Annotated in this window: 17 protein-coding genes; 14 read left to right on the top strand and 3 right to left on the bottom strand. The window is 63.2% G+C overall.

Going from position 1 to position 20,585, the window contains the following annotated elements; genetic code table 11:
• Positions 1–179: 179 nt before the first annotated feature.
• Positions 180–1,172 carry a VWA domain-containing protein gene (locus tag VFU66_RS04640; protein WP_326445072.1) on the bottom strand — a complete coding sequence of 331 codons (993 nt, stop codon included), beginning with the start codon at positions 1,170–1,172 and terminating at the stop codon, positions 180–182.
• Positions 1,173–1,405: 233 nt separating this feature from the next.
• On the opposite strand from VFU66_RS04640, the gene VFU66_RS04635 reads away from it, so the two are divergent.
• From VFU66_RS04635 to VFU66_RS04625, 3 genes are all read left to right on the top strand, one after another.
• Positions 1,406–2,674 (top strand): alkaline phosphatase family protein, encoded by a 1,269-nt coding sequence (locus tag VFU66_RS04635; protein WP_326445071.1) that lies wholly within the window; start codon positions 1,406–1,408, stop codon positions 2,672–2,674.
• Between the two features lie 315 nt (positions 2,675–2,989).
• A complete protein-coding gene (locus tag VFU66_RS04630; RefSeq protein WP_414649375.1) occupies positions 2,990–3,838 on the top strand; it encodes a TIGR03435 family protein in 849 nt (282 codons plus the stop codon).
• Positions 3,839–4,355: 517 nt separating this feature from the next.
• A complete protein-coding gene (locus VFU66_RS04625; RefSeq protein WP_326445069.1) occupies positions 4,356–5,660 on the top strand; it encodes a GGDEF domain-containing protein in 1,305 nt (434 codons plus the stop codon).
• A gap of 319 nt (positions 5,661–5,979) precedes the next feature.
• Here VFU66_RS04625 and VFU66_RS04620 read toward each other — a convergent pair whose 3' ends face one another.
• Positions 5,980–6,687 carry a helix-turn-helix domain-containing protein gene (locus VFU66_RS04620; protein WP_326445068.1) on the bottom strand — a complete coding sequence of 236 codons (708 nt, stop codon included), beginning with the start codon at positions 6,685–6,687 and terminating at the stop codon, positions 5,980–5,982.
• 677 nt (positions 6,688–7,364) lie between these two features.
• Between VFU66_RS04620 and VFU66_RS04615 the strand changes: the two genes are divergently transcribed.
• The 7 genes from VFU66_RS04615 (at position 7,365) to VFU66_RS04585 (ending at position 12,654) form a co-directional block, all read left to right on the top strand.
• A complete protein-coding gene (locus tag VFU66_RS04615; protein WP_326445067.1) occupies positions 7,365–7,925 on the top strand; it encodes a sigma factor-like helix-turn-helix DNA-binding protein in 561 nt (186 codons plus the stop codon).
• A 548-nt stretch (positions 7,926–8,473) separates the two neighbouring features.
• Entirely contained in the window at positions 8,474–9,082 is a 609-nt protein-coding gene (locus tag VFU66_RS04610) for a hypothetical protein (protein WP_326445066.1), read from the top strand.
• 246 nt (positions 9,083–9,328) lie between these two features.
• Positions 9,329–9,721, top strand: a complete 393-nt coding sequence (locus tag VFU66_RS04605; RefSeq protein WP_326445065.1) for a hypothetical protein — start codon at positions 9,329–9,331, stop codon at positions 9,719–9,721.
• A gap of 39 nt (positions 9,722–9,760) precedes the next feature.
• Positions 9,761–10,123, top strand: coding sequence for a hypothetical protein (locus VFU66_RS04600; protein WP_326445064.1), 363 nt, complete (start codon positions 9,761–9,763; stop codon positions 10,121–10,123).
• A 191-nt stretch (positions 10,124–10,314) separates the two neighbouring features.
• Positions 10,315–11,286, top strand: a complete 972-nt coding sequence (locus VFU66_RS04595; RefSeq protein WP_326445063.1) for a hypothetical protein — start codon at positions 10,315–10,317, stop codon at positions 11,284–11,286.
• Positions 11,287–11,595: 309 nt separating this feature from the next.
• On the top strand, positions 11,596–12,219 hold the full coding sequence (locus tag VFU66_RS04590) for a hypothetical protein (RefSeq protein ID WP_326445062.1): 624 nt from the start codon (positions 11,596–11,598) through the stop codon (positions 12,217–12,219).
• A gap of 3 nt (positions 12,220–12,222) precedes the next feature.
• Positions 12,223–12,654 carry a hypothetical protein gene (locus VFU66_RS04585; protein WP_326445061.1) on the top strand — a complete coding sequence of 144 codons (432 nt, stop codon included), beginning with the start codon at positions 12,223–12,225 and terminating at the stop codon, positions 12,652–12,654.
• Positions 12,655–12,704: 50 nt separating this feature from the next.
• Here VFU66_RS04585 and VFU66_RS04580 read toward each other — a convergent pair whose 3' ends face one another.
• A complete protein-coding gene (locus VFU66_RS04580; protein WP_326445060.1) occupies positions 12,705–12,920 on the bottom strand; it encodes a hypothetical protein in 216 nt (71 codons plus the stop codon).
• Positions 12,921–13,013: 93 nt separating this feature from the next.
• On the opposite strand from VFU66_RS04580, the gene VFU66_RS04575 reads away from it, so the two are divergent.
• The 4 genes from VFU66_RS04575 to VFU66_RS04560 form a co-directional block, all read left to right on the top strand.
• Complete coding sequence (locus VFU66_RS04575) at positions 13,014–13,526, top strand: hypothetical protein (RefSeq protein WP_326445059.1); 513 nt, start codon at positions 13,014–13,016, stop codon at positions 13,524–13,526.
• Positions 13,523–14,491, top strand: a complete 969-nt coding sequence (locus tag VFU66_RS04570) for a hypothetical protein (RefSeq protein WP_326445058.1) — start codon at positions 13,523–13,525, stop codon at positions 14,489–14,491. The genes VFU66_RS04575 and VFU66_RS04570 overlap by 4 nt, the downstream gene beginning before the upstream one ends.
• A 48-nt stretch (positions 14,492–14,539) precedes the next feature.
• A complete protein-coding gene (locus VFU66_RS04565; RefSeq protein WP_326445057.1) occupies positions 14,540–19,084 on the top strand; it encodes an SGNH/GDSL hydrolase family protein in 4,545 nt (1,514 codons plus the stop codon).
• Positions 19,085–19,393: 309 nt separating this feature from the next.
• A partial coding sequence (locus tag VFU66_RS04560) for a terminase large subunit (protein WP_326445056.1) occupies positions 19,394–20,585 on the top strand: 1,192 nt, incomplete at its 3' end.

The raw sequence follows: 20,585 nt of genomic DNA, 5'->3' as shown, positions 1-20,585 counted from the left end.
GCGCCAGTTGCAAGGCAATGCTGAGCGTCCACAGCAGCGTGTTGATGGTCGTCTGTGCAGGCAGAACGAAGCCTGCGAATGCGTGCATGGTGGCGGCCTGTGCGTTCAACGGCTCTCCCGGGAGCGAGTGCTCTGCAATATATCCCTCGGCAACAGCGTACCTGAGTCGATGGCCGGTCTCACTGATTCTCTGGAGCGTTCGCGTCGAGTTGACCCGCAAAGTAGCTTTCGCGGAAGCGCACCCTGGCGTCGGGATAGTCCGGCACCTTCACGCGGATGCTGTGCATCCCGGGCGAAGGCTCGCCGTTGGCTTCTGCGTGCGGCTGGAAGCTGAGCAGGTAGTAGTTGTGGACGTGGTTGGCGAGCTGGTTCAGGCCGCGGTCGAAGCCCTTCTGGGTGGTGAAGTTGATGTACTCGCCGCCGGAGAGCGCGGCCAGCTCGTGCGCCGCATTCTTTTTCAGCGCATTGATGGCCATGACGAGCAGGCCGATGGGCCCCGAGCCTCCGCCGTAGCGCAGGTCGTTCTTCAGCTCGGCCCGTCCCGCGCCGAAGGCCACCGCATCGACAACGGTATTGGTGCGGCCCAGCATGGCGATCACCTGCGCTGCCTTGGTCGTGCTGCCGTGGTCGCGCGTCTCGCTGATGAGCAGGATGGCGTGGCGATAATGATTCACTCGCGCTTCGAGCATCTGGGTCGCATAAGCGACGGCGTCCAGCGTCGAGGCGTCAGGGTCGTTATCGCAGGGCTGGATGCGCGAGAGCGCGCTGGCGGTGTGGTCGGGGTTGCGCGTGAAGTTATCGACCAGCACGGGCTTGCCGCCGTACTCGATGACGGCAACCTCGTGCGGCGTCGCTCCGGCCAGCGCGTCGATCATCGTCGAGAGACCGCTCAGACTGGCGTACTCGAATCCCGCCGAGCGGCTGCACTGGACGACGACCACCAGCGACAGGCCAAGCGAGTCTGTGTCGGTATCGAGATGGATGGCCTGAGGAACGCCATTATCTTCGACGACAAACTGATTCGCCTTGAGCGTGTAGAGCACGTCGCCACGTTTCGTCTGGACCGTGGTCGGCACCAGCACGATGTTCGACTGCGTGCGGAGCGTGTACTGGCTGGGCTCCTGCGCAAATGCGGAGGCCGCGGCGAGCAAGATGCAGAGAAGCGTCCGCATGGAGCCAGTCTAGCGGAACACCACCGTCGCCGACGAACTTCGGCGCAGCCAGCTCTTATCCTCGCGGCGGGAGCATTCGCAGCCTGAAATTGTGCCCGCCAGTTACTCTCGTAACCCAAGACAAACCATTTTCCTGAAGACAACCGCCTATCCGGTGTGGTGTCATAAATCCCTCCCCGCGCATTTCTGTTGTCTTTGGATGTACTGTTTTCCTTCTTCCGGGAGTAGGGCCTATGCGTTACGTGCTTTGCGGGATAGCTTCCCTGGCGGTCTCGGCCACTCTGCTTGCGGGCTGCGGCAGTGGAGGTATACCGCCAGTCAAAGCTCCGCTGCTGCCCATCCAGCAGGCGGTTCCGCCCTCGCCGATCACGCACGTCGTCATCATCATGCAGGAGAACCGCTCCTTCGATAACCTCTTCAACGGTTTTCCCGGAGCCGACACCACCCTGACCGGCGTCCACAACGGCCAGAAGATTGCGCTCCAGCCGCTCGCCCTCGGCTCCTCGCTCGACCTCGAACACAGCCACCGTGCCTGGTGGCGCGACTGGAACTACGGCAAGCTCGACGGCTTCAAAACCGACGCCTACGCCTACGTTCCCGAGGCCGACGTCGAGGCCTACTGGCGGCTCGCGTACGAGTACACGCTCGGCGACCGCATGTTCCAGTCCAACACCGGCCCCAGCTTCGTCGCGCATCAATATATGATCGCCGGCCAGTCAGGCAAAACCTCGGAGAATCCCTCCGGCGGCATCTGGGGCTGCGACGCCGCCGACGACTCGCGCGTCGCCCTCGTCGGCCCCAACGGCACAGACCTGCCCGGTGTCTATCCCTGCTTCGATTACCCCACCATGGCCGACCTGCTCGATGCGCACGACATCTCCTGGCGCTACTATGCTCCCGGCTCGACCAACGGCTTCTTCATCATCTCGGCCTACCAGGCCATCCGTCATATCCGCTTCGGCTCCGACTGGGTGGGCAAAGTCATCTCGCCCGAAACCGAGGTCCTCAAGGACATCCATCACGGCAAGCTCGCCCAGGTCACGTGGATCGTTCCTTCGTGGAAACACTCCGACCACCCCGGCTCCGGCGACGAGGGCCCCGACTGGGTCGCCTCCATCGTCAACGCCATCGGCGAAAGCCCCTTCTGGGACTCCACCGCCATCTTCATCTCGTGGGACGACTGGGGCGGCTGGTACGATCACGTCAATCCGCCGCGGCTCGACGAGATGGGCCTCGGCTTCCGCGTGCCTGTGCTCGTCGTCTCGCCCTACGCGCGGCACGGCTACATCTCGCACCAGACGCACGAGGCCAGCGGCTTCCTCACCTACATCGAGCACAACTTCGGCCTGCCCAACCTGGGCACGCGCGACACACACGCCGCCGGCTTCACCGACTGCTTCGACTACACTCAGCCTCCCCGCGCCTACATCCCGCTCCCCACCCGCCACACCCCCCACTACCTCATCCACGAAGCGCCCTCCGGCCCGCCCGACGACGACTGAAGCCTTGACACCAATCGCGCCGAGGAACGCAGGTTCCATCTCCATTCCGCACCACATTCGCATTTCATTCCGCCCCCGACATTTCCATTCCCTAGCCCTTTTGCATTTCCATTCCGCAGCGCAGCGGAGGAATCTGCTTTTTCTTCACTCACCACAAACGCTCGGGTGCCTCTTTGTTTGTCATTCCCGAAGGGAATCTGCGTTTCGCCTGGGGTCGCACCGAACCCTCGGGTGCCCACCTTCGCGACAGCCTCATCACTGCTAAGGTGGGAAACCGCGCAAAGCGCGATCTGCCTTCCTCGAAGTACGCACAAGATGAAATTTTCTGAACCTTTGCATTCGCCTCGCGTAACAAGAAAAATGACAACGCGCCAGACAAGATCTCTTCACGCCGCCCGTTTCCTCATTCTTCTGCTTCCGCTCGCCTCATTGCCTCTGTTATCCCAGGGGCAATCAGCAGCCCCATCCCCTGCTCAACCGCCCCTGCAATTTGAAGTCATCTCCATTCGCCCGCATTTGTCCACCGGCGACGAACCCTCCGACCGTCGCGTCCTTCCTGGTGGACGCTTCGTAGCCACTGCCACCCCGCTACGCACCCTCATCCGTATCGCCTTCGGCACCGACGATACCCTCATCTCAGGCGTTCCCGGCTGGGCCGACCAAACCTTCGACATCAACGCCATCACCAAGAATCGCGCCGACGTCACCACCCCGCAGCAGTTCCAGCAACTCCTCCTCTCCCTCCTCGAAGACCGCTTCCAACTCAAGTTTCATCGCGAACCGAAGGAGGTCCGTGTCTACTGGCTCGAACTCGTCAAGCCCGGAAAACCCGGCCCCGCTCTCAAGCCAAGCCCTCCCGACTCACAGCCCAATATGAGCACCAACCGCAACGGGTCAACGGCCACCATGAAAGTCTCGAACGCGTCCATGACGGACATCGCCGCCGCACTCCGTCGTCAGGCTGGCCGCCCCGTCGAGGATCACACCGGTCTCAAAGGCAACTTCGACTTTCAAATCGAATGGGCTCCCGAAGAAACGCCCGACTCCACCGCCCCATCGCTCTTCACCGTCCTCAAGGAGCAACTCGGCCTCAAACTCCAGTCTGCCAAAGGCACCGCCGAGGCCATCGTCATCGACCAGCTCACTCATCCCTCCGCCAATTAGCCACGCGCAAAGCGATCCGTATTACTCAAAGGCACGGCTTGAGTCGTGCCATAAAAAGCCGCCGCGAAGCGGCTACCGCTCTGCCGAAGGCTGGAGCGAAGCCCGCAGGACGACGCGGCTGGGCATTGCCGTTGCGGGTGCCCAATCCTGGCCGGCTTCATCGGCAAGGTTGGAAACGTACACACTCGACCGGCCAACTTTTTCGCATTTCCATTCCGTAGCGCCGAGAAGGCATCCGCGTTTCGTCCACGCCAATCCAGCGTCGTTTTCAAGCGGTGTTCGTCGGTGCAGATCGGTGTTAAGCCTTTTCCGCCGCGGTAGCGCAGGCGAAGCACAAAAGACTCATCCTCCGATGACACGAAAGTGCCAGTGTTTTTGCGGATTCGACAATACATTCGACTGCCGCGCTAGTAACATCCATGTGTAGGTTTCTTCCAGTCGCGCGCGTCAAGCGACTTGAAAGAAAGGGCCCATTCGTAACCAACCGCCTCACCGAAGCAGCGCCCCCCAGGACCACATGCAGCCGAACGCACACTACGAACTCGTCGTCGAACAGTTGGAACGGCTCTCGAAGCACGGATACCGCAGTCTCGGTTTGCCCAGGCCGATCGAGGACAGTTTCGAGCAGGCGACCGCGCCGCAGCGTGCGGAGCGGCTCTGGATCGAGGGTCTGATCGCCATCGGCCTCTTCAATGCCTACGTGATCGCCAACCATTTCATCCGCGGCGGCTCCTCCTGGTTCGATCTCCAGTTGGGACTGTGCATCATTACGCCCCTTGCGCTCATCATCAACGCCAGCATGAAGTGGAGCCCGAACCGCATCTACCGCGAGAGCGTCATTGCTGTCGTCAGTTGTGCGGCCGGCCTTATCTACCTGTATCTGGAAAGCGGCAGCAGCGCAGCCTCTTCGGCCTACGCTCAGGTGGGCCTCATCGTCGCGGTCGTCTTCGCCAACGTGGTCATGCGCCTGCAATTCCCTTATGCGGTTGCCACGTCGGTTGTGCTGGGCGCGGGCGACTTGTTCTTCATCTTCCACGACCGATTCCTCGGCCTCTCCGACAAGCTGCTCGGCGTTGTGCTCGCGGTCTGCGCCATCGTCATGACCGTCATCGCCAACTACAGCGTCAACCGCGAAGAGCGGCTGGCCTATCTCATCCGCCTGCGCAGCGACCTGCAGAGCCGCGAGCTTTCCAGCGTCAACGCCAGGCTGCAACGCATCTCGAGCGTGGACAGCCTCACCGGCCTGGCCAATCGCCACGCCTACGAGATGGAGTTCCGCCGCCTCTGGCGCGAGGCCGCCGCCCACCACGCGCCGCTCTCGGCCATCATCGTCGACATCGACCACTTCAAACGAGTCAACGACACGCGCGGCCATCTCTACGGCGACCGCGTGCTCGTCCGCGTCGCCTCGCTCCTCGTCCAGGGCCTGCGCGGCAAAGACGACTTCGCCGCACGCTTCGGCGGAGAAGAGTTCATCGTCCTGCTGCCCCAGGCCACGCAAGAAGGCGCCATGATCGTCGCCGAACGCATGCGCAAGCTCGTCGAGGTTGCCGGTTCACCCGCCCTGCACGAGCCCGGCGCTCCGCCTCCCATGACGACCGTAAGCTGCGGCGTCGCCTCTTGCTGGCCGTCGGAGTCGCGCGACCGCGAAGACCTGCTCGACGCCGCCGACAAGGCGCTCTACGAAGCAAAACGCTCGGGCCGCAACCGCGTCTGCTGGGGCGAACTCGAAACGCCGCCGCGCAGACGCCCCGCCACACATGGCTGGTCCGGACGACACCGCGCCCACGGCGACTCCTCCACCCGCGTCAAAGTCCAGTAACCCGCCTTCATAGGCATACCACCGATCTGCACCGATAAACATCGATTCGACCACGGATTGACACGGATGAACGCGGGCGAAAAGCAGGCCCTCCCGCTTCGCGGAAGGATGACAATGTACGGGTTCGTAGCAGCGGCGGAAAGGCAGACTCCTCCCCCTTCGACTTCGCTCAGAGCACAGAATGGAAATGCAAACGGCTGCGGAATGACAATCGATCAATCCGTGTTCATCCGTGTCAATCCGTGGTCGAATCGGTCTTTATCGATGTTCATCGGTGCAGATCGGTGTTAAGCCTCTCGTGGACGGCGCAGCGCACGCATCACAACTCCGAGAAAATCAGGCACACTCTTCCCACCAGATAATCCATCGGCGACTCATGCGCGGCCAGCGGCACCAGTTGCACCGGAAACCTGCGTGAGTACGGCCTCAAAATCAGTCGTCCTTCATCGAAGTCCACAAACCGCACCACCAGCGCAGCGCCCGAGCGCACCGCATACAGCGTCGGCTGGTGCGCGCGGTACGGCGCCAGCGAGTTGTAGTGCCGGTCGAGCACGGCAATCGCCCCCGGCGACAGCATTGGCTCCATCGCCGCAGCCTGTTGCGCGTCCGCGCGGATCGCCACAAATCGCCTCCAGTGCGCATTCCGCGACGACGCCCGCGCCCGATTGTCGCTCAGCCGCGTCGCCGAAACCTCCAGCGTCTCAATCACCGACGACGCATCGATCTCCGCGTCATCCATCGCCGCCGAAGCCGACACCACCGGCACCGTCTCGGTCGGGTCGTCCGAGGCGACCTGCGCCGCCGCCGTCAGCTCCACCGGCAGCAACTGGTCAATCGAGATATTCTGCGCCGCCAGCACACGGTCCAGTCCCTCCAGAGAGAGAGCCCGCCGCCGGTTCAGAAAATTCGAGATATGCGCCTGCTGAAACCCAGCCTGCTGGGCCAGACGGCTGCCGGTCAGCGTGCCGCGTTCGATGCGTCGCACCAACTCCGCGCGAAGCAGTTCGTGCAGATCTTGAAAGTTCATAGAGTTAGGGCCGTCCCCGTTGGGTCATATCATACGACAAGACGAAGATTAGGCGAAACTATCACTTTGTGCAATGACTTTTTCGCCCAGGTGACTGATGGATGGGTATTTATATCTCCTGGTTGCCTGAGGAAAGATAATTCTTGACACGGAATTTGTCTAAAGCTATAACCTTGAGACTTTCCATTCCTGATTTGGGAACACAGCCCGAACCCCAGGAACCTCCCGGCCTGGTCTGCTCTCCGCTTCAGGCATGGAAAATGCAACTCGGCTTCACTTTTGTGCAAGGCACCACCGCGATGTAACCGATCGACGTATTTGACCAAAGACAAGCGTCTGCCGCCGAGACGACCCGGACCCAGAACCGGAGCGGACACGGAGACCGCGCTTCATAGCAGCCTGGACGGCCCATTCGACCGCTGAAATCCACCGAGGCCGCCCGGGAGCAGTATGCCCTGAAAGGACGAAATGAATTACTTGCGCATGGAACTGAAGGTATGTGAAGGGTGCGGGGCGCTGTGGCTCCGCATGGAAACAGCGGGCAGCGTCTACTGCCGCGGATGCGCCAGCCGTCTGGCTGCATTTCCCGCACCGCGCAAACGACACGCCGGCGGTCGTCCGCGCCGCTCGGTCCGCAGCACAGGATGCACATCGGCAGCAGCGGTGGGAGGTGCACGATGAGCGCCGCTCTGGTCGTATTGCCCGTGCTCTGGGCTGTTGCGGAACCTGTCCCCGCCCCAACCCGCGTCATGCCCGCAACCGGGCCGCTTACCCGCAAACCGCCGCAGAGCGCGAAGCTCCAGGCAGTCGCGGTCTCACCCGCCGTCGCAAAGCCCGCAGCCGTCAAGTCTGCTCCGTCCGTCGCCTTCTATCGCAAATACACCGAGGCGCTGCTCAGGCGCTACGTCAGGCTCTCGATGAGCGCCGGACGCGCGCCGTCGCTGCTGGGCCGCGAGATGTTTCGCGGCAAAGTGACCAACTACCGTGTCGAAGGCTTCGACGACATGGTCATCTTCGTCCACGACGTCGAGCGGTGCGTCGCCGCGCTCGAGCCCGACGAGCGCATCCTCATCGAACGCATCGCCATGCAGGAGCACACCTTCGAGGAGGCTGCCGGACTCACCGGCTGGCCGCTTCGTTCCGTCGAGCGGTGGTACGCCCAGGCGCTCGACCGCCTCACCGAGGTCTTCCTCAGCCGGCGCATCCTCGTCCCCAAATATGCCTGTCAAGAGGGATGACCTTGTGGAAAGGCCGTAAACCCCTGATTCACTTGCAGTTCTTCTGTCCTGGAATTTGGCGGTTTAGTTTTATGCCAAATGCTATTCTGGAAAGGTAATCAAGAAAAGAACGGGAGAGCGCCTTCGGGCTGCTCTCCCGTTCGCTTTTGGTGACCAGTTTCGCTACTGCCAGTCTGCAAATTTTGAAATTTCCATTCCGTACCCTGAGCGAAGTCGATAGGGGAGGAATCTGCTGTTCTTCTCTGCCACGGAATTTCTGGTGCCTTATCCTGGGCGGCTTCATCGCCAGGCGCGGGAACACCGCACGAAAAACTCAACACCGATTGCCACCGAGGAACACCGATCTCAAAGGCAACTGCGAAGACGACCACAGATTGGCACGGATCAACACAGATCAACACAGATCAACACGGATCAAAAACCCAATCCGTGAAAATCCGCGTTCATCCGCGGTCAAATCGGTGTCATCGATGCGAATCGGTGACAAGCCTCTCGCGGGTGGGAACGAATACTTCAACGAGCACAATCAACATTCACACGGAGGACAAATGGAAACAACCATTCACCGGCGCAGCTCGTGCCGCACACCGCGCCTCGCTTCCGGCATCGAGATGCGCGCCATGGCGGTCGAGTTTCCCGAGGTCCACGGCCACCCCAACCGTCTGCCCTTCGAGGGCGTGCTCACGCTGGTCGATGTGCCCAGCGACAAGGCCCCCTCGGGCGCGCGTGGGCACCGCGTCATCCTCACGCGCGCCGCAGCGGAGGCAGCCCTGCCCAGTCTGCTCGGCATGGCCGTCGATTACAAAGCCGGATGGGACGGCCACGACGCGCGCCAGAAGTGCGGCATCATCACCTCGGCGGAACTGGAGGGCCAGCGTCTCACCGTCGCCGGCTATCTCTACGCGCGCGACTTCCCCGAGTTCGGCTCCGAGTTCGCATCCCAGACCACGTCGGGCATCCATGCCGCAGGCGCCATGGGTATGAGCTACGAGCTGGCCGACGCGCACGTCGCCGACATGCGCGCCCCCATCTGGACGCTCACCCGCGCCACCTTTACCGGCGCCGCGATCCTGCTGCGCGAAAAGGCCGCGTACCGCTCCACCAGCTTCCGACTGCACCGCGCCGCATCGCAGCAGCGCCTCGCCGTCGCAAGTTAACAATCACCGCCACAGTTCGGGTGGGAAAGAACACACTTCATCAGCCGCCTTTACGTCGTCATTCTGAGCGAAGCGAAGAACCTCCGCATTTCGCGTATGTCCGCACGAACCATCCCGGACGCATTTCATCCGCGTCCATCCGCGCAAATCCGCGGTCGCTTTCTCGGTGCAGATCGGTGTTAAGCCATCTCGATGATGGGAGCGCACACACTCCGCACAACCAACGAACCAACCAAAGGAGAACTCATGAGCTTTATCAGCGTGATGGAAACCATCGGCAAGGACTTCGCGAAGGGCCTGAAGTGGGCTGCGGCCTACGCGCTGCCTGCCGAAAAGCTGGTTGCCCTGCTCTTCCCCTCGGCCGCGCCCGTCATCAACGAGCTGGCCGACGCAACCACGCTCATTCAGAACGCGGTCCTCGTCGTCGAGCAGAAGTTTGCCGCCGAAGGCCGCCAGAGCGGCACCGGTGCGCAGAAACTCGGTGAGGTTCTCGCGCTCGTCGAGCAGACCGTCACCGCGCTGCTTGCCAAGGCAGGCATCCACGCCGACACCTCCTACATCGAGAAGATCGTCTCCGCCGTCGTCGCGCTGCTCAACGTGCAGCAGACGCCAACCGCTGCGACGGGGGCCGCAGCCTGAACCAATTTTGTGGGTGGACAACCAACAAGGAGAATCAACATGAACGACGAACTGACCCAAACGGTCGAGCGCCTCGCCGCAACCGCAGCTCTGCTCGAGCAGGCAGCCGCCCGCCTCGACGAGCGCCAGAGCATCGACCGCATCGTAGCCACAGTCGAATCGCGCGAGTCTGAACTCGAAGCAAAGCTTGCAGCCGCCGAACAAAAGATTGCCCAGCTCGAAGCCTCGGCAACCGCAGGCCGCAAGACTCTGCCCGCAGCCACGCAGAATCTGCTGGCCAAGCAGGGCGTAGCCGTCGAGTCCATCGAAGCAGGCGCGCTCGACGCCGCACTGACCAGCCTCAGCATGGAGCAGCGCTTCGCCGTCAAGGCCCAGCTCCTCCGCGCCGGCCTCCTCGGCTAGACGCTGGTCATTCTGACCCTGAGTAAAACGAAGGCGAAGAACCCCCGCATTTTGCTTGTGGTGCCACGAACCTTCAATCAGGAAAAGCGCCAAACGAAACCGATCAACATCGTCGCAGACTGCGCGGAGCGCACGGAAAAATCCGTGCCAATCCGTGCAATCTGCGGTCGTGCTTTTTACAAGGAGAACTCATGAACGCGAAGTTTACCGACATCCACGCCGCAGCCGACTACCTCGGACCCGGAGCGATCGAAGTCCCCATCTACCAGTCCGAGATCACCGACCTCGTCCGTCGTCGCGGCGTCTTCGGCCAGCGCATCAAGCAGGTTCCGGCCACCGGCCACCCGTCGCGCTACTTCGAGGAGACGGCGATTCCCTCGCCCGATCCAGCCGCAGGTTTCGTAGACCCGCGCAATATCGTCGCGCCCGTCGTCACGCCTACGCGCGTCGAGCGCAGCGTGCCGCTCAAGGCCCTGGTCGCGCAGTTGAACTACAACCTCTTCGACACCGAGCTGGGCCGCCAGCAGTCGCAGTTCGCTTACCTCCAGGCGAAAGATCTCTCCGACACGGTCGATGGCGTTCTGCGCACGCACGACGTCGCCCTCTGGAACGGCACCGACACCAGCCTCAGCTCGCCTACCACGACGCAGTACTTCGGCGCGGCAGGACAGATTGCGGCAGGCGGCAACACCGTCACCATCGGCGCCAGCGCCAGCATCGTCGACGGCTTCAAGTCCACCATCGCCCAGATGGTTGCCAACAGCAACTACGGCGTGCGTCCCACGGCCATCTACGCCAACCCGGTGCTGCTCGACCTCATCGACCGCGAGATGAAGTCCGAGTTCAACGTCGTGCTCGGCACCAAGGAGATCACCAGCGGCTTCACCGTCAAGATGCTCTCGACGCAAGCCGGCGACATCCCCCTCATCCCCGAGTGGACGCTCAGCTACACCGGCACGCCCGGCTCCGGCTCCGCCGTGCTGCCCGCATACATCGTCACCGAAGACCTCATCGAGTACCACTGGCTCTCGGACCCGAACCCGCGCGTCTTCCAGCTTGGCGTCCCCGGCTCGCTCGCCTCGCAGTACGTCGTGGTCAAATTCGGCGGCGTCGTCGTCAAGGGCGCAAACTACGCGCACTACCAGGTGCTCGTCGACCGCTAAAGCCAGGGCTTGGGGCTTAGGGATTAGGAAACCATTCCGCATCCCTTTTGCATTTCCATTCCGTAGCGGAGCGGAGGAATCTGTTTTTCTCCGGCCAACCACAGCCTTCGGGTGCCCCATCCTTGCGCAGCTTCATCGCGCAAGGGTGGGACTGCACACACTTCAAGCGAACCGCCCTCATCCGTGAACATCCGCGCAACTCCGCGGTCGTTCTATCGGTGTCATCCGTGCTGATCGGTGCTAATCCTTTCCGGCACGCAAGGGACCGGCGAACCTGCCGGTCCCATTTCATTTCAGGAGGTGAAAACGATGGCCTACTTATTGCCGTCCGAATACGTGCAGTACGGCCTCACGGCAGAGACCACAGACGACTGGGTCACGATGGCCTCGGCCCTGATCGAGTCCTACTGCCGCCGTCCCAGCCTGATGGTCACGCAGTACGTCGAGCGCATGCGCCTCACCGCCAACGCGCAGACCGTGCGGCTCAGCTATCGTCCGCTCGCAACGGCTGCAGGCGCCACGTCGCCGCTCGTCGGCGTGCGCGTGCGCTACGGCCTGCCTCGTCGCGGCGAGATGATCGACCCCTTCCGCGAGCAGGTCGCCTGGGCCTACAGTCTGCCCGGCAGTTGGAGCGCGCTCGACCTCGGCGCCGTAGACATCAACACAGCCACAGCCGAGCTGACCTTTGCGCGCAGCTTCCTCGGCCTCGACTACAACGAGGTCGAAGTCACCTACACCTCAGGCGTCACCACCGTGCCCGACGCGGTCAAAGCCGCCTGCGTGCAGATCGTCAAGAACGCGCAGGCCACGCCCGCGATGAACGTCAAGTCCAGTCGCACCGACACGCTCCAGATGCAGTACTTCTCGGGCTCGCTCATCGACCCGCAGATCCAGACGCTGCTCGCGCCCTACGTGGCAGAGAGGCTGGGCTGAGCCATGGCCGACGTCATCACCGCAACCGGAGCCACCGCGCGAGCCGCCGACACACTACTCCGCGCCGCAGGCGGTCGCGCAGTCATGCTGCGCATACCCGCACCCGCAAGCGCGGGCGACATCGCCGAGCAGCTTGGCCTGGAGACGCCCGAGTTTCAGGATGTCGAACTCGCGCCCGCCGTCTTTCGCAAAGCGCACGCACGCATGGCGGAGAACAAAGCCGCACGCTACGAGCTGCTCGTCTCGGCCGCCGCTGTCCAGTCGCTTGTCGGCTCGCTCGGCTACGCCGCAGCCAACGCGCTCTTCTCCACCGCGTTCGGCATCCTCGTCGATGGCGTGCTGTTGACCATCGAATCCGTCACGGACTCGGAGGCCAACGGCGCGCCGTACCTCTACCGCCTGCTCCTCCGCGCACCCATCGCCGAGATGGTCTAGCGCGTCGCCACGCGGCGGAGGGCTTAACACTGATCTGCATCGATGAACACTCATAAAGACGGATTCGACCACGGATTTACACGGATGACCACGGATTGTTCCATCGGCATTCCGGAGCCGTTTGCATTTTCATTGCGCAATTTTTTGAAATTTCCATTCCGTACCCCGAGCGAAGTCGAAGGAATCTGCTCTTCGACAGCTCCCAGGAACCCGGAAATTGTCATCCTTCCGCGAAGCGTGAGGGCCTGCTTTTCATCCGCGCTCATCCGTGTCCATCCGCGGTCGAATCGGTGTTCACCGGCGCAGATCGGTGTTAAGCCTTTCGCCCGCAGCAGCACGCAATCTGAAAGGTCACACACATGCAGAACGCAAAAGACACGTTTTACACCGTGCTCCAGGCACGCCTTGCCGCGCTGAACCCCGCGCGCACGGCGGTGGTGCGGAGCATCACGCGACCCGGCGTGCTGGTCGAAGAGAACGAGCTGGTCTCCGCCTATGCTCCGGCGAACGTCTTCCGCCTGCGCTGGACCGATACGAAAGTCGATACGCAATCCGCGCTGCCGCTCGTCACCCTCACCTGCGAGGTCCACTACGCCACCGACGGCAACTCCGGCAACGGCGGCATGGACCGCGGCCGCCTGCTCGCAGCTATGGATGCCGAACTCGCAAGCGCAGTCAGCGCCTCGCCGCAGAGCGCCGTCAAGATGAACTACGCCGCGCTTGCAGGCCAATCGGGAGCGTCGCCGGTTGCGATGAGCACCAGCATCTTCTGGAGCGATGCAGTCTTCGGCAAAACCCTCACCGATGGCGAGCGTCTCTCGCGCATCGCCACCATCGAAGTCCACAGCTATCAGGAAGCAGGTGAACTGTGAGCACAGCTTTGACAGAAAGCGTGGCCCCGGTCACGCGCCGCGTCCGTGCCTACTTCGCGCCGGTCACGCGGGCAACAGGAACACCGGCGGTCTTCGACGCCGCACAGACAGGCGCATTCGCGCTCGACACACCGCCCGCGCCGTGGCTCGACCTCGGCTGGTGCGCAGGCTTCACGCGCAAGAGCCTGACGAAGATTCAGCCGCTGCGCACCGGCGCACCCGCCATTGCGCAATCGCAGGTGCGCACCGAAGTTGAGGCGACCGTGCAGCTTCAGTTCGAGAGCTGGGGCAAGCTGCAACTCGCGCTCGCCGCAGGCTCCCAGCAGATGAACCTGCTGGCCACGGCCAACGGCGCGGCGGCCAACGGCAGCGGAGGCACGGCAGCCGCAGCCGTCGCGCTCTCAACCGGCTCGACCGCGACCTCGCTCAACGTCGGCGCGTCTGCATCTCAATTCAACGTAGGCGATCTGATCTCGGTCGATGTGGACTACACCGGTCAGACCGGTTACGTCGGCAGCGGCGCAAGCGCAGCTTACGTCACTTCTGCTGCCGCAGTTGGCAACGACATCAACTACGTGCGGCGCGTCTCGCTGAACGTCGCGCGCGTCGCGGCGATTGCGAACGGCACACTCACGCTGGGCAGCGCGCTGCTCGCTGGCGCGCCCGTAGCGGGAATGCAGGTGAGTCGCCTCGTCGGCTTTGTCGACCGCGAAGGCGGCGGCTGGTTTCAGGAGTGGTCCGCACTCTTCGTCATGGAAGGCGAGCAGGGCGACCGTGTGCTCTACCACTACCCGCGATTGCAGGCGGTCGAAGGCGCGGCAGAGTCGCTCGCTGCAGTTGCCGCGCCGCTCGAAAAAGTACGGCTGGCAGCCGCATTTCGCGCGCTGCCCGTGAAGGACACAAACGATGGCGAGACCGTGCTCTGCTTCCGCAGCTATCTGCCGGCGGCGATGCGCACCGTCTGAAGACTCAGATCTTTCGCGCAAGAGGAATGAACGATGAGGAGAATAACGATGCGTTGGAAGCATAGAGGATGGACGCTGATCGGGCTGCTGCTGACGCTGCCCGCAGCCATGAGGATCATGATGACGCCGGTCTGTGCACAGGTTTCGCAGATCGCCACCACCACCGTAACGGACACGGTCTACCGCGCCGACGGCACGCCTGCCACCGGCACCGTGATCGTAAGCTGGCAGGCATTTACGAACGCCGCTGGCCAGTCCGTGCCGAGCGGCAGCACGTCGGCCACCATCGGCGCGAACGGCGCGATGAGCGTCGCGCTGGTGCCCAATGCAGGCTCGACGCCAATGGGCACGTACTACACCGCCGTCTATCACCTGGACGACGGCACGGTGAGCCGCGAGTTCTGGGTTGTGCCCGTCAGCGCGTCGCCTGTCCAGGTCAGCGCCATCAAGACCACGGTGCTGCCCACGTCGGTCGCCATGCAGACCGTCTCGAAGAGCTACGTGGACACGGCGATTGCCGCGGCGGTCTCGGGCCATCCGCTCGACACCACGAACCCCTATGTGCTCAAGGCGGGCGACACCATGACCGGCCCGCTCGTACTTCCGGGCGATCCCACCGCGCCCACGCAGGCAGCGGATAAAAATTACGTGGACGCGAGCGTCACCGGACTGACCACCGGCCTGGCGCAGAAGGTCTCGACCATCCCTGCCGCCTCGCAGACCGTGACGCAGCCCACGGGCACCGATCTGCACGTGAACCATCTGAACGGCACGGAGTACGCGGGTCAGTATGTAACCGGCCTGGGCGACAACGGCATCGCCAACGCCCTCACCAGTCCCGACTGCACGAGCGGCTGCGACGTGAAGGTGGAGCACAGCTACAACTCCACAGAAAACTACACGCCCAGCACGTGGACGAGCGGCACGGGCAACGGCAGCGGCACGCACGTCGAAGACGACCGCGACGGCCAGCGCCGCGACACGTATCTGAACCCCGTCTCTTCCGGAACCGTGAACGAAGACGCGGGTCAGGTGATCGATGTGACCTCCACTCGAAATACCGCTGCGCAGTTTGCGGCAACGGGCGGCGCCGATCCCGGATCTTACGCGCTCATTCTCAAACACGAAGGTCTGACCGGAGGAACGAACGACTTCCCGGCCAACATCGAGTCCGTTCCCTACTTCAAGACCAACTACGGCGCAATGAGCGTGAGCGGTACGTACAACGCCATGGGCCAGCACTCGCTCGACTCGCAATCGATCAACTGTTACGGCGTTGGAGATTGCCTGATCGGCTCGCAGTTCATCAACGACTCGGGCGGGTTCCGCGACGAGGCCGACGAGGGCGCGCATCCCTATGACATTCAGATCCACGAAGACTCGCGCGTCTTTGCGGGCACGTGCAGCACGGGCTGCACTACCGGATCGACCTCGGTGAAGGTGGCTGTCACCTCCGCGCCCGGCACCGAAGGCGAGGGCCGCTATCTGATCGACAAGAATCCGTCGAAGATCATCACGACCGGACAACTGACCGGCGGAACGACCAGTTCCAGCTCGCAGCCGGCGGCCACAGCGACCTTTACCGGCACCAGTTTTCCGGTCAGCGTATTTGTAGCGACGGCTGCGGTGGCCAACTCGCAGTCCAACAACATCGCACCCGGAACCGTGACGCTGCCCATCGAGACCACCGGAGCACCCGCCGGTTTTGCGACCAGCACCGCGGCGCTGCCTGCATCCAGCGGCCTGGCGTGCGTGGCCGAGCCCGGCAGCGTCAACCCGAACGAGTTCGAGCTGGCCAGCTACAGCGTCGTCGATGACACGCATCTCCAACTGACGCTCGAGCACGTCCACCGCGCCGGAGCGACGGTCGCGGTCGGCGGCCTGTGCGGCTACGGACTCGAGCAGACGGTCGATACGACGAACGGCATCCGTCAGGTCTTTCCCGTCATTGGTTCGTATTCTTCAACGGGCCTCTACTACGCGGCGGGGCTGACGCCGGTTGTCGGGCAGACCTCGCAGACGAGCGGCTACATGAACGTGAGCCTCAACGTCGCGTCGATCGCGCGCTCGAACAACGTCGTGACGGTGACGACCGCCGGCAACATGCCGATGGACCTGAACGGCCTGACACTCACCGTCGCAGGTGTGGCCGACTCCAGCTACAACGGCAGCTTCGTCGTTACGACCACGGGCCCCAACACCCTGACCTACGCCGACACCGGCGCGAACAGCACCAGCACGGGCGGGACCATCGGCATCGTGACCGGCGGCTACGTGCTCTATCCCATGGCCGAGGTACTCAGTGTCTTCGACGCCGCGACGAAAACAGTCGATGGGCAGTTGACGCTGGGGCCGAACATCGTTGCCTGGGCGGCCGGCGATCCCGTCGAGGAGCCGCACTACTACCAGGTCGCGGTCGCGGGCGATATCGAGTACATTGGCCAGACGTTGCCCAGACCCACCGTGCGCACCGCCGCCGGCATCCAGTATCAGCAGAACATCGGCGTAGGCGTCACCGGCTGGTCCATTGAAAATGCCGCGCCTGCTTCCTTCTACTACGGCAACGGAGGAACGCATCTGGTGCCGCCGATGGCCTACGAGGAGACCGGCATCTGGCAGCGCACCATGTCGGCACAGGCGGGCGAGCAGAGTGTCTTTTCCATTCACTGCAACTCGCACGGCTGCGGCAAATGGAACTCGGGCTACAACCTCTTCGAGCTGGACAGCAACGCAGGCGTGGACACGGAGTTCTACCAGCCGCTGACCAGCACGCTCACGCTCAGCCTGCGCGGGACCGCCTACAGCTTCACTCCGCAGGCGTTTACGGCGGGCACGATCAACGCGGGCACGATCAACGCGACCACCATCAATGGCGCGGTGAGTGCGTCGCAGTTGCCGGTCTTCGGCGCCTCGGGCGCGGCGCACGCGGAAGGCGCGGTGCCTGACCCGGGCGCGACCTCGGGCACAGCACGCTATCTGCGCGAAGATGGAACGTGGGACGTGCCTTCGGGCTCGACGCTGGCCCCGGCGAACCTGCCCGAGCGGACGAATCTGCTGGGCGAGTATCTGCTGAACGAAGGCACGGGCACGGTGGCCGAAGACACCAGCGGCAAGGGCAACAACGGCGTCATCAGCGGCGCAACCTGGGAGGGGACAGCAGACCTTAGCTTCGTGCAAGGAGATTACATCCAACTGCCCACGGCGCTGAACCAGACGAACACGTTTCAGTTCGTCGTCTACATTCCGCCGATGGCGGGCGCCAAAGACGGGTCGATTGCACCTGCCTATGGCGAGAACGGAAACCCCTCGATTCTCTGCGGGACAGACACGGCGCATACGTGCCTGATTCCGTCGTCGCTGCTCTACCCGCAGTCGCAGCGGTTCATGGCCTACAACACAAGCAGCACGGAATCTCAGGAGTTTCTTTCCGCTGGATGGCATGTTGTCACCTTCGTCAATGGCATCGCGCCGGATAAAGACCACTGGTACTACGACGGCGCGGAGGTGACGAGCTACGTCGCCCAGGGAAGCGGCGGCATCGCACACCCTGCCACTGGGAATTATCAGATCGGCGGATCAAACGCATACTCAGGCACGTGGTGGGCCGGCAAAGTGGCCGCGGCGTGGGCGTGGAGCACGGCGCTCCCACCCGCCGATGTGGCTGCTGCCGCCAAGAGCGCCCTGGACTATGCCACAGCAAAGGGAGCCATCCAGACGTATCGAGTGGCAGAGAGCGACACTCCGCTGGTGATAGGCGGACTTGATTCTCGTACCTACGGAGCGCATGTCACTACGCCCTGGATCGACAAACTGACCCTGACCGACAGCACGTACACGCCGCTCGATCTGGGCGTGAGCGGGTTACAGGCAACCGACGCAGCCGCGATGTTCGATTTGATGTACGGCCCGTACATCCACAAAAACTCGGCTCCTGTCATCGTGGCGTTGTGGGGCGGCATCAACGACATGGCCAACGTCCATGAGACCACGCAGCAGCTTGCCGATGCGCTTCACTCGATGGTGCGGAAGGCCAAAGCGGATGGCGCTCGCGTCATCCTGGCGACGGAGATCGACGCCACCGGCGACGACGCAAAGAAGGATGCTCTCGATGCCATCATCCGCCAGCAGGCGTTCTCATGGGGCGTGGACAACGTTGCCGACCTGGCGACGATCCCGCAGTTGGGAGCGGATGGGGCATCTGCCAGCACGACCTATTTCGCGGATGGACTGCATCCGGTGGATGCGGGCGAGACGCTGATTACGTCGGTGATGAGCAATGCGGTGAATGAGCTGATCGGCTCGACCGAGACCAACCGCCACACCACCGCTGCGGCCACCTATCAGGAGGTTGCGGGCGACCGCTTCCTGGACCTGACGGGAACCACGGCGCAGGCGGTGAGCCTGCCGGACTGCATCGGCTACTCGCTGCCGCGCGAGATCGTGAACCTGGGCACGGCGGCGAGCACGGTGGCGACAGTCAACGCGGAGACGCTTGCGGGCTCGGGCACGATTGCCGTGAACGCCAGGGCACTCTTCGTGCCCGTCCCCGGCGCGCTTGCGACCGGCGGATGCCATTGGGAGCGGACCGAGTAGCAGATTGTTTCGCTGCACGTGATGGATGGGTGCGGATGCGCATGGAAGATGGTCTCGAATCGATATCTTCCGCACCCATCGCCTGTACTGCTTAAGGGCACGGCTGAAGCCGTGCCCTTAAGCAAAACGGACTTTTTCAGCACCGTCTAAAGCCCAACGGCGGGAGCGGTCTCTTACGGCACGGGTAAACCCGTGCCCTTAAGCAAGACGCTTTTCGGCATGTCGTGATCTTGAGCAAAACATCAATGCAGTTTTCAGCCCCGGCGGGAGCGGTCTCGCCGGGGTCTTTTACTGAGTGGGGTGGGTGGAATGGAAGACGAACAAATCAGGGTGGACGATCTGTTGGAGCACGGACGCGCGATCGAGCGCGATCCGGCGAAGATATTTGATCTTGCGAAAGAACTATTGCTGGTGCGCGACCGCACCGGCGCGGAGAAGCATCTATGCGCCAACCGCGTGCAGCGCGCGTTCGAGCAGAGGCGTGGGCGGCAGAACATTGTGCTGAAGGCGCGCCAGATGGGCATGACGACGTGGGTGGCGGCGCGATTTTTTTTGAAGACCATTACCGCGCGCGGCGTGATGACCGTGCAGGTGGCGCACACGCAGCAGGCCGCCGAGAGCATCTTCCGCATGGTGCAGAGGTTTTGGGAGTGCCTGCCGGAGCCGCTGCGCAAAGGGCCGCTCAAGCGCAGCCGCGCCAACTCCGGACAGATGTGCTTTAGCGAGCTGGACAGCGAGTTTCGCGTGTTGAGCGCGGGCGACGAGGGCGCCGGGCGCGGACTGACGATTCAGAACCTGCACCTGAGCGAGGTGGCTCGCTGGCCGCGCGCGGCAGGCGAGACGCTGGCCGGGTTGCGCGCTGCGCTTTCGCCCGCAGGCGAGTTGGTGATGGAGTCCACGCCGAACGGGGCCTACGGCTGCTTCTACGAAGAGTGGGGCAATGCCGGAACTGGCGGCAGCGGCGTGGTGCGGCACTTCTTTCCGTGGTGGATGGAAGAGGCGTATGTGGCCGATGCCGTTGCAGATTTTACTGACGAAGAGCGCGCGCTGATGACGGCGCACGGCCTCTCGGCGGAGCAGATCGGTTTTCGCCGCACGCTCGCAGCGAACTATCGCGGGCTGCGCTCGCAGGAGTTCGCTGAAGATGCGGAGACCTGCTTCAAGGCCACGGGCGACTGCTGCTTCGAGGTCGAGGCCATCGAGGCGCGGCTGACTGCGCTGGGCGAGCCGGTCGAGACGCGGCGCGACGGCGCGCTGCACGTGTGGCTGCCGCCGCTCGCGGGCAAGCAGTATCTCGTTGCCGTGGACACCGCAGGCGGCGGGCCGGATGGCGATTTCGCCGCAATGCAGGTGGTCGAGCTGGAGTCGGGCGTGCAGTGCGCGGAGCTGAAGCAGCGGCTTCGTCCGCTGGACCAGGCAAAGACCGCGGCGAAGTTGGCGCACGAGTACAACGACGCGACGCTTGTGGTCGAACGCAACAACCACGGTGCGGCGGTGCTTG

The organism is Edaphobacter sp. (assembly GCF_035763405.1).
GTDB lineage: Bacteria > Acidobacteriota > Terriglobia > Terriglobales > Acidobacteriaceae > Edaphobacter.
This window is presented reverse-complemented; position numbering and strand designations above follow the sequence as displayed.

Coding starts and splice junctions, on each gene's coding strand:
- VFU66_RS04640 (WP_326445072.1), bottom strand. CDS start 1,172: ATGCGGACGCTTCTCTGCATCTTGCTCGCCGCGGCCTCCGCATTTGCG.
- VFU66_RS04635 (WP_326445071.1), top strand. CDS start 1,406: ATGCGTTACGTGCTTTGCGGGATAGCTTCCCTGGCGGTCTCGGCCACT.
- VFU66_RS04630 (WP_414649375.1), top strand. CDS start 2,990: ATGAAATTTTCTGAACCTTTGCATTCGCCTCGCGTAACAAGAAAAATG.
- VFU66_RS04625 (WP_326445069.1), top strand. CDS start 4,356: ATGCAGCCGAACGCACACTACGAACTCGTCGTCGAACAGTTGGAACGG.
- VFU66_RS04620 (WP_326445068.1), bottom strand. CDS start 6,687: ATGAACTTTCAAGATCTGCACGAACTGCTTCGCGCGGAGTTGGTGCGA.
- VFU66_RS04615 (WP_326445067.1), top strand. CDS start 7,365: ATGAGCGCCGCTCTGGTCGTATTGCCCGTGCTCTGGGCTGTTGCGGAA.
- VFU66_RS04610 (WP_326445066.1), top strand. CDS start 8,474: ATGGAAACAACCATTCACCGGCGCAGCTCGTGCCGCACACCGCGCCTC.
- VFU66_RS04605 (WP_326445065.1), top strand. CDS start 9,329: ATGAGCTTTATCAGCGTGATGGAAACCATCGGCAAGGACTTCGCGAAG.
- VFU66_RS04600 (WP_326445064.1), top strand. CDS start 9,761: ATGAACGACGAACTGACCCAAACGGTCGAGCGCCTCGCCGCAACCGCA.
- VFU66_RS04595 (WP_326445063.1), top strand. CDS start 10,315: ATGAACGCGAAGTTTACCGACATCCACGCCGCAGCCGACTACCTCGGA.
- VFU66_RS04590 (WP_326445062.1), top strand. CDS start 11,596: ATGGCCTACTTATTGCCGTCCGAATACGTGCAGTACGGCCTCACGGCA.
- VFU66_RS04585 (WP_326445061.1), top strand. CDS start 12,223: ATGGCCGACGTCATCACCGCAACCGGAGCCACCGCGCGAGCCGCCGAC.
- VFU66_RS04580 (WP_326445060.1), bottom strand. CDS start 12,920: ATGAGCGCGGATGAAAAGCAGGCCCTCACGCTTCGCGGAAGGATGACA.
- VFU66_RS04575 (WP_326445059.1), top strand. CDS start 13,014: ATGCAGAACGCAAAAGACACGTTTTACACCGTGCTCCAGGCACGCCTT.
- VFU66_RS04565 (WP_326445057.1), top strand. CDS start 14,540: ATGCGTTGGAAGCATAGAGGATGGACGCTGATCGGGCTGCTGCTGACG.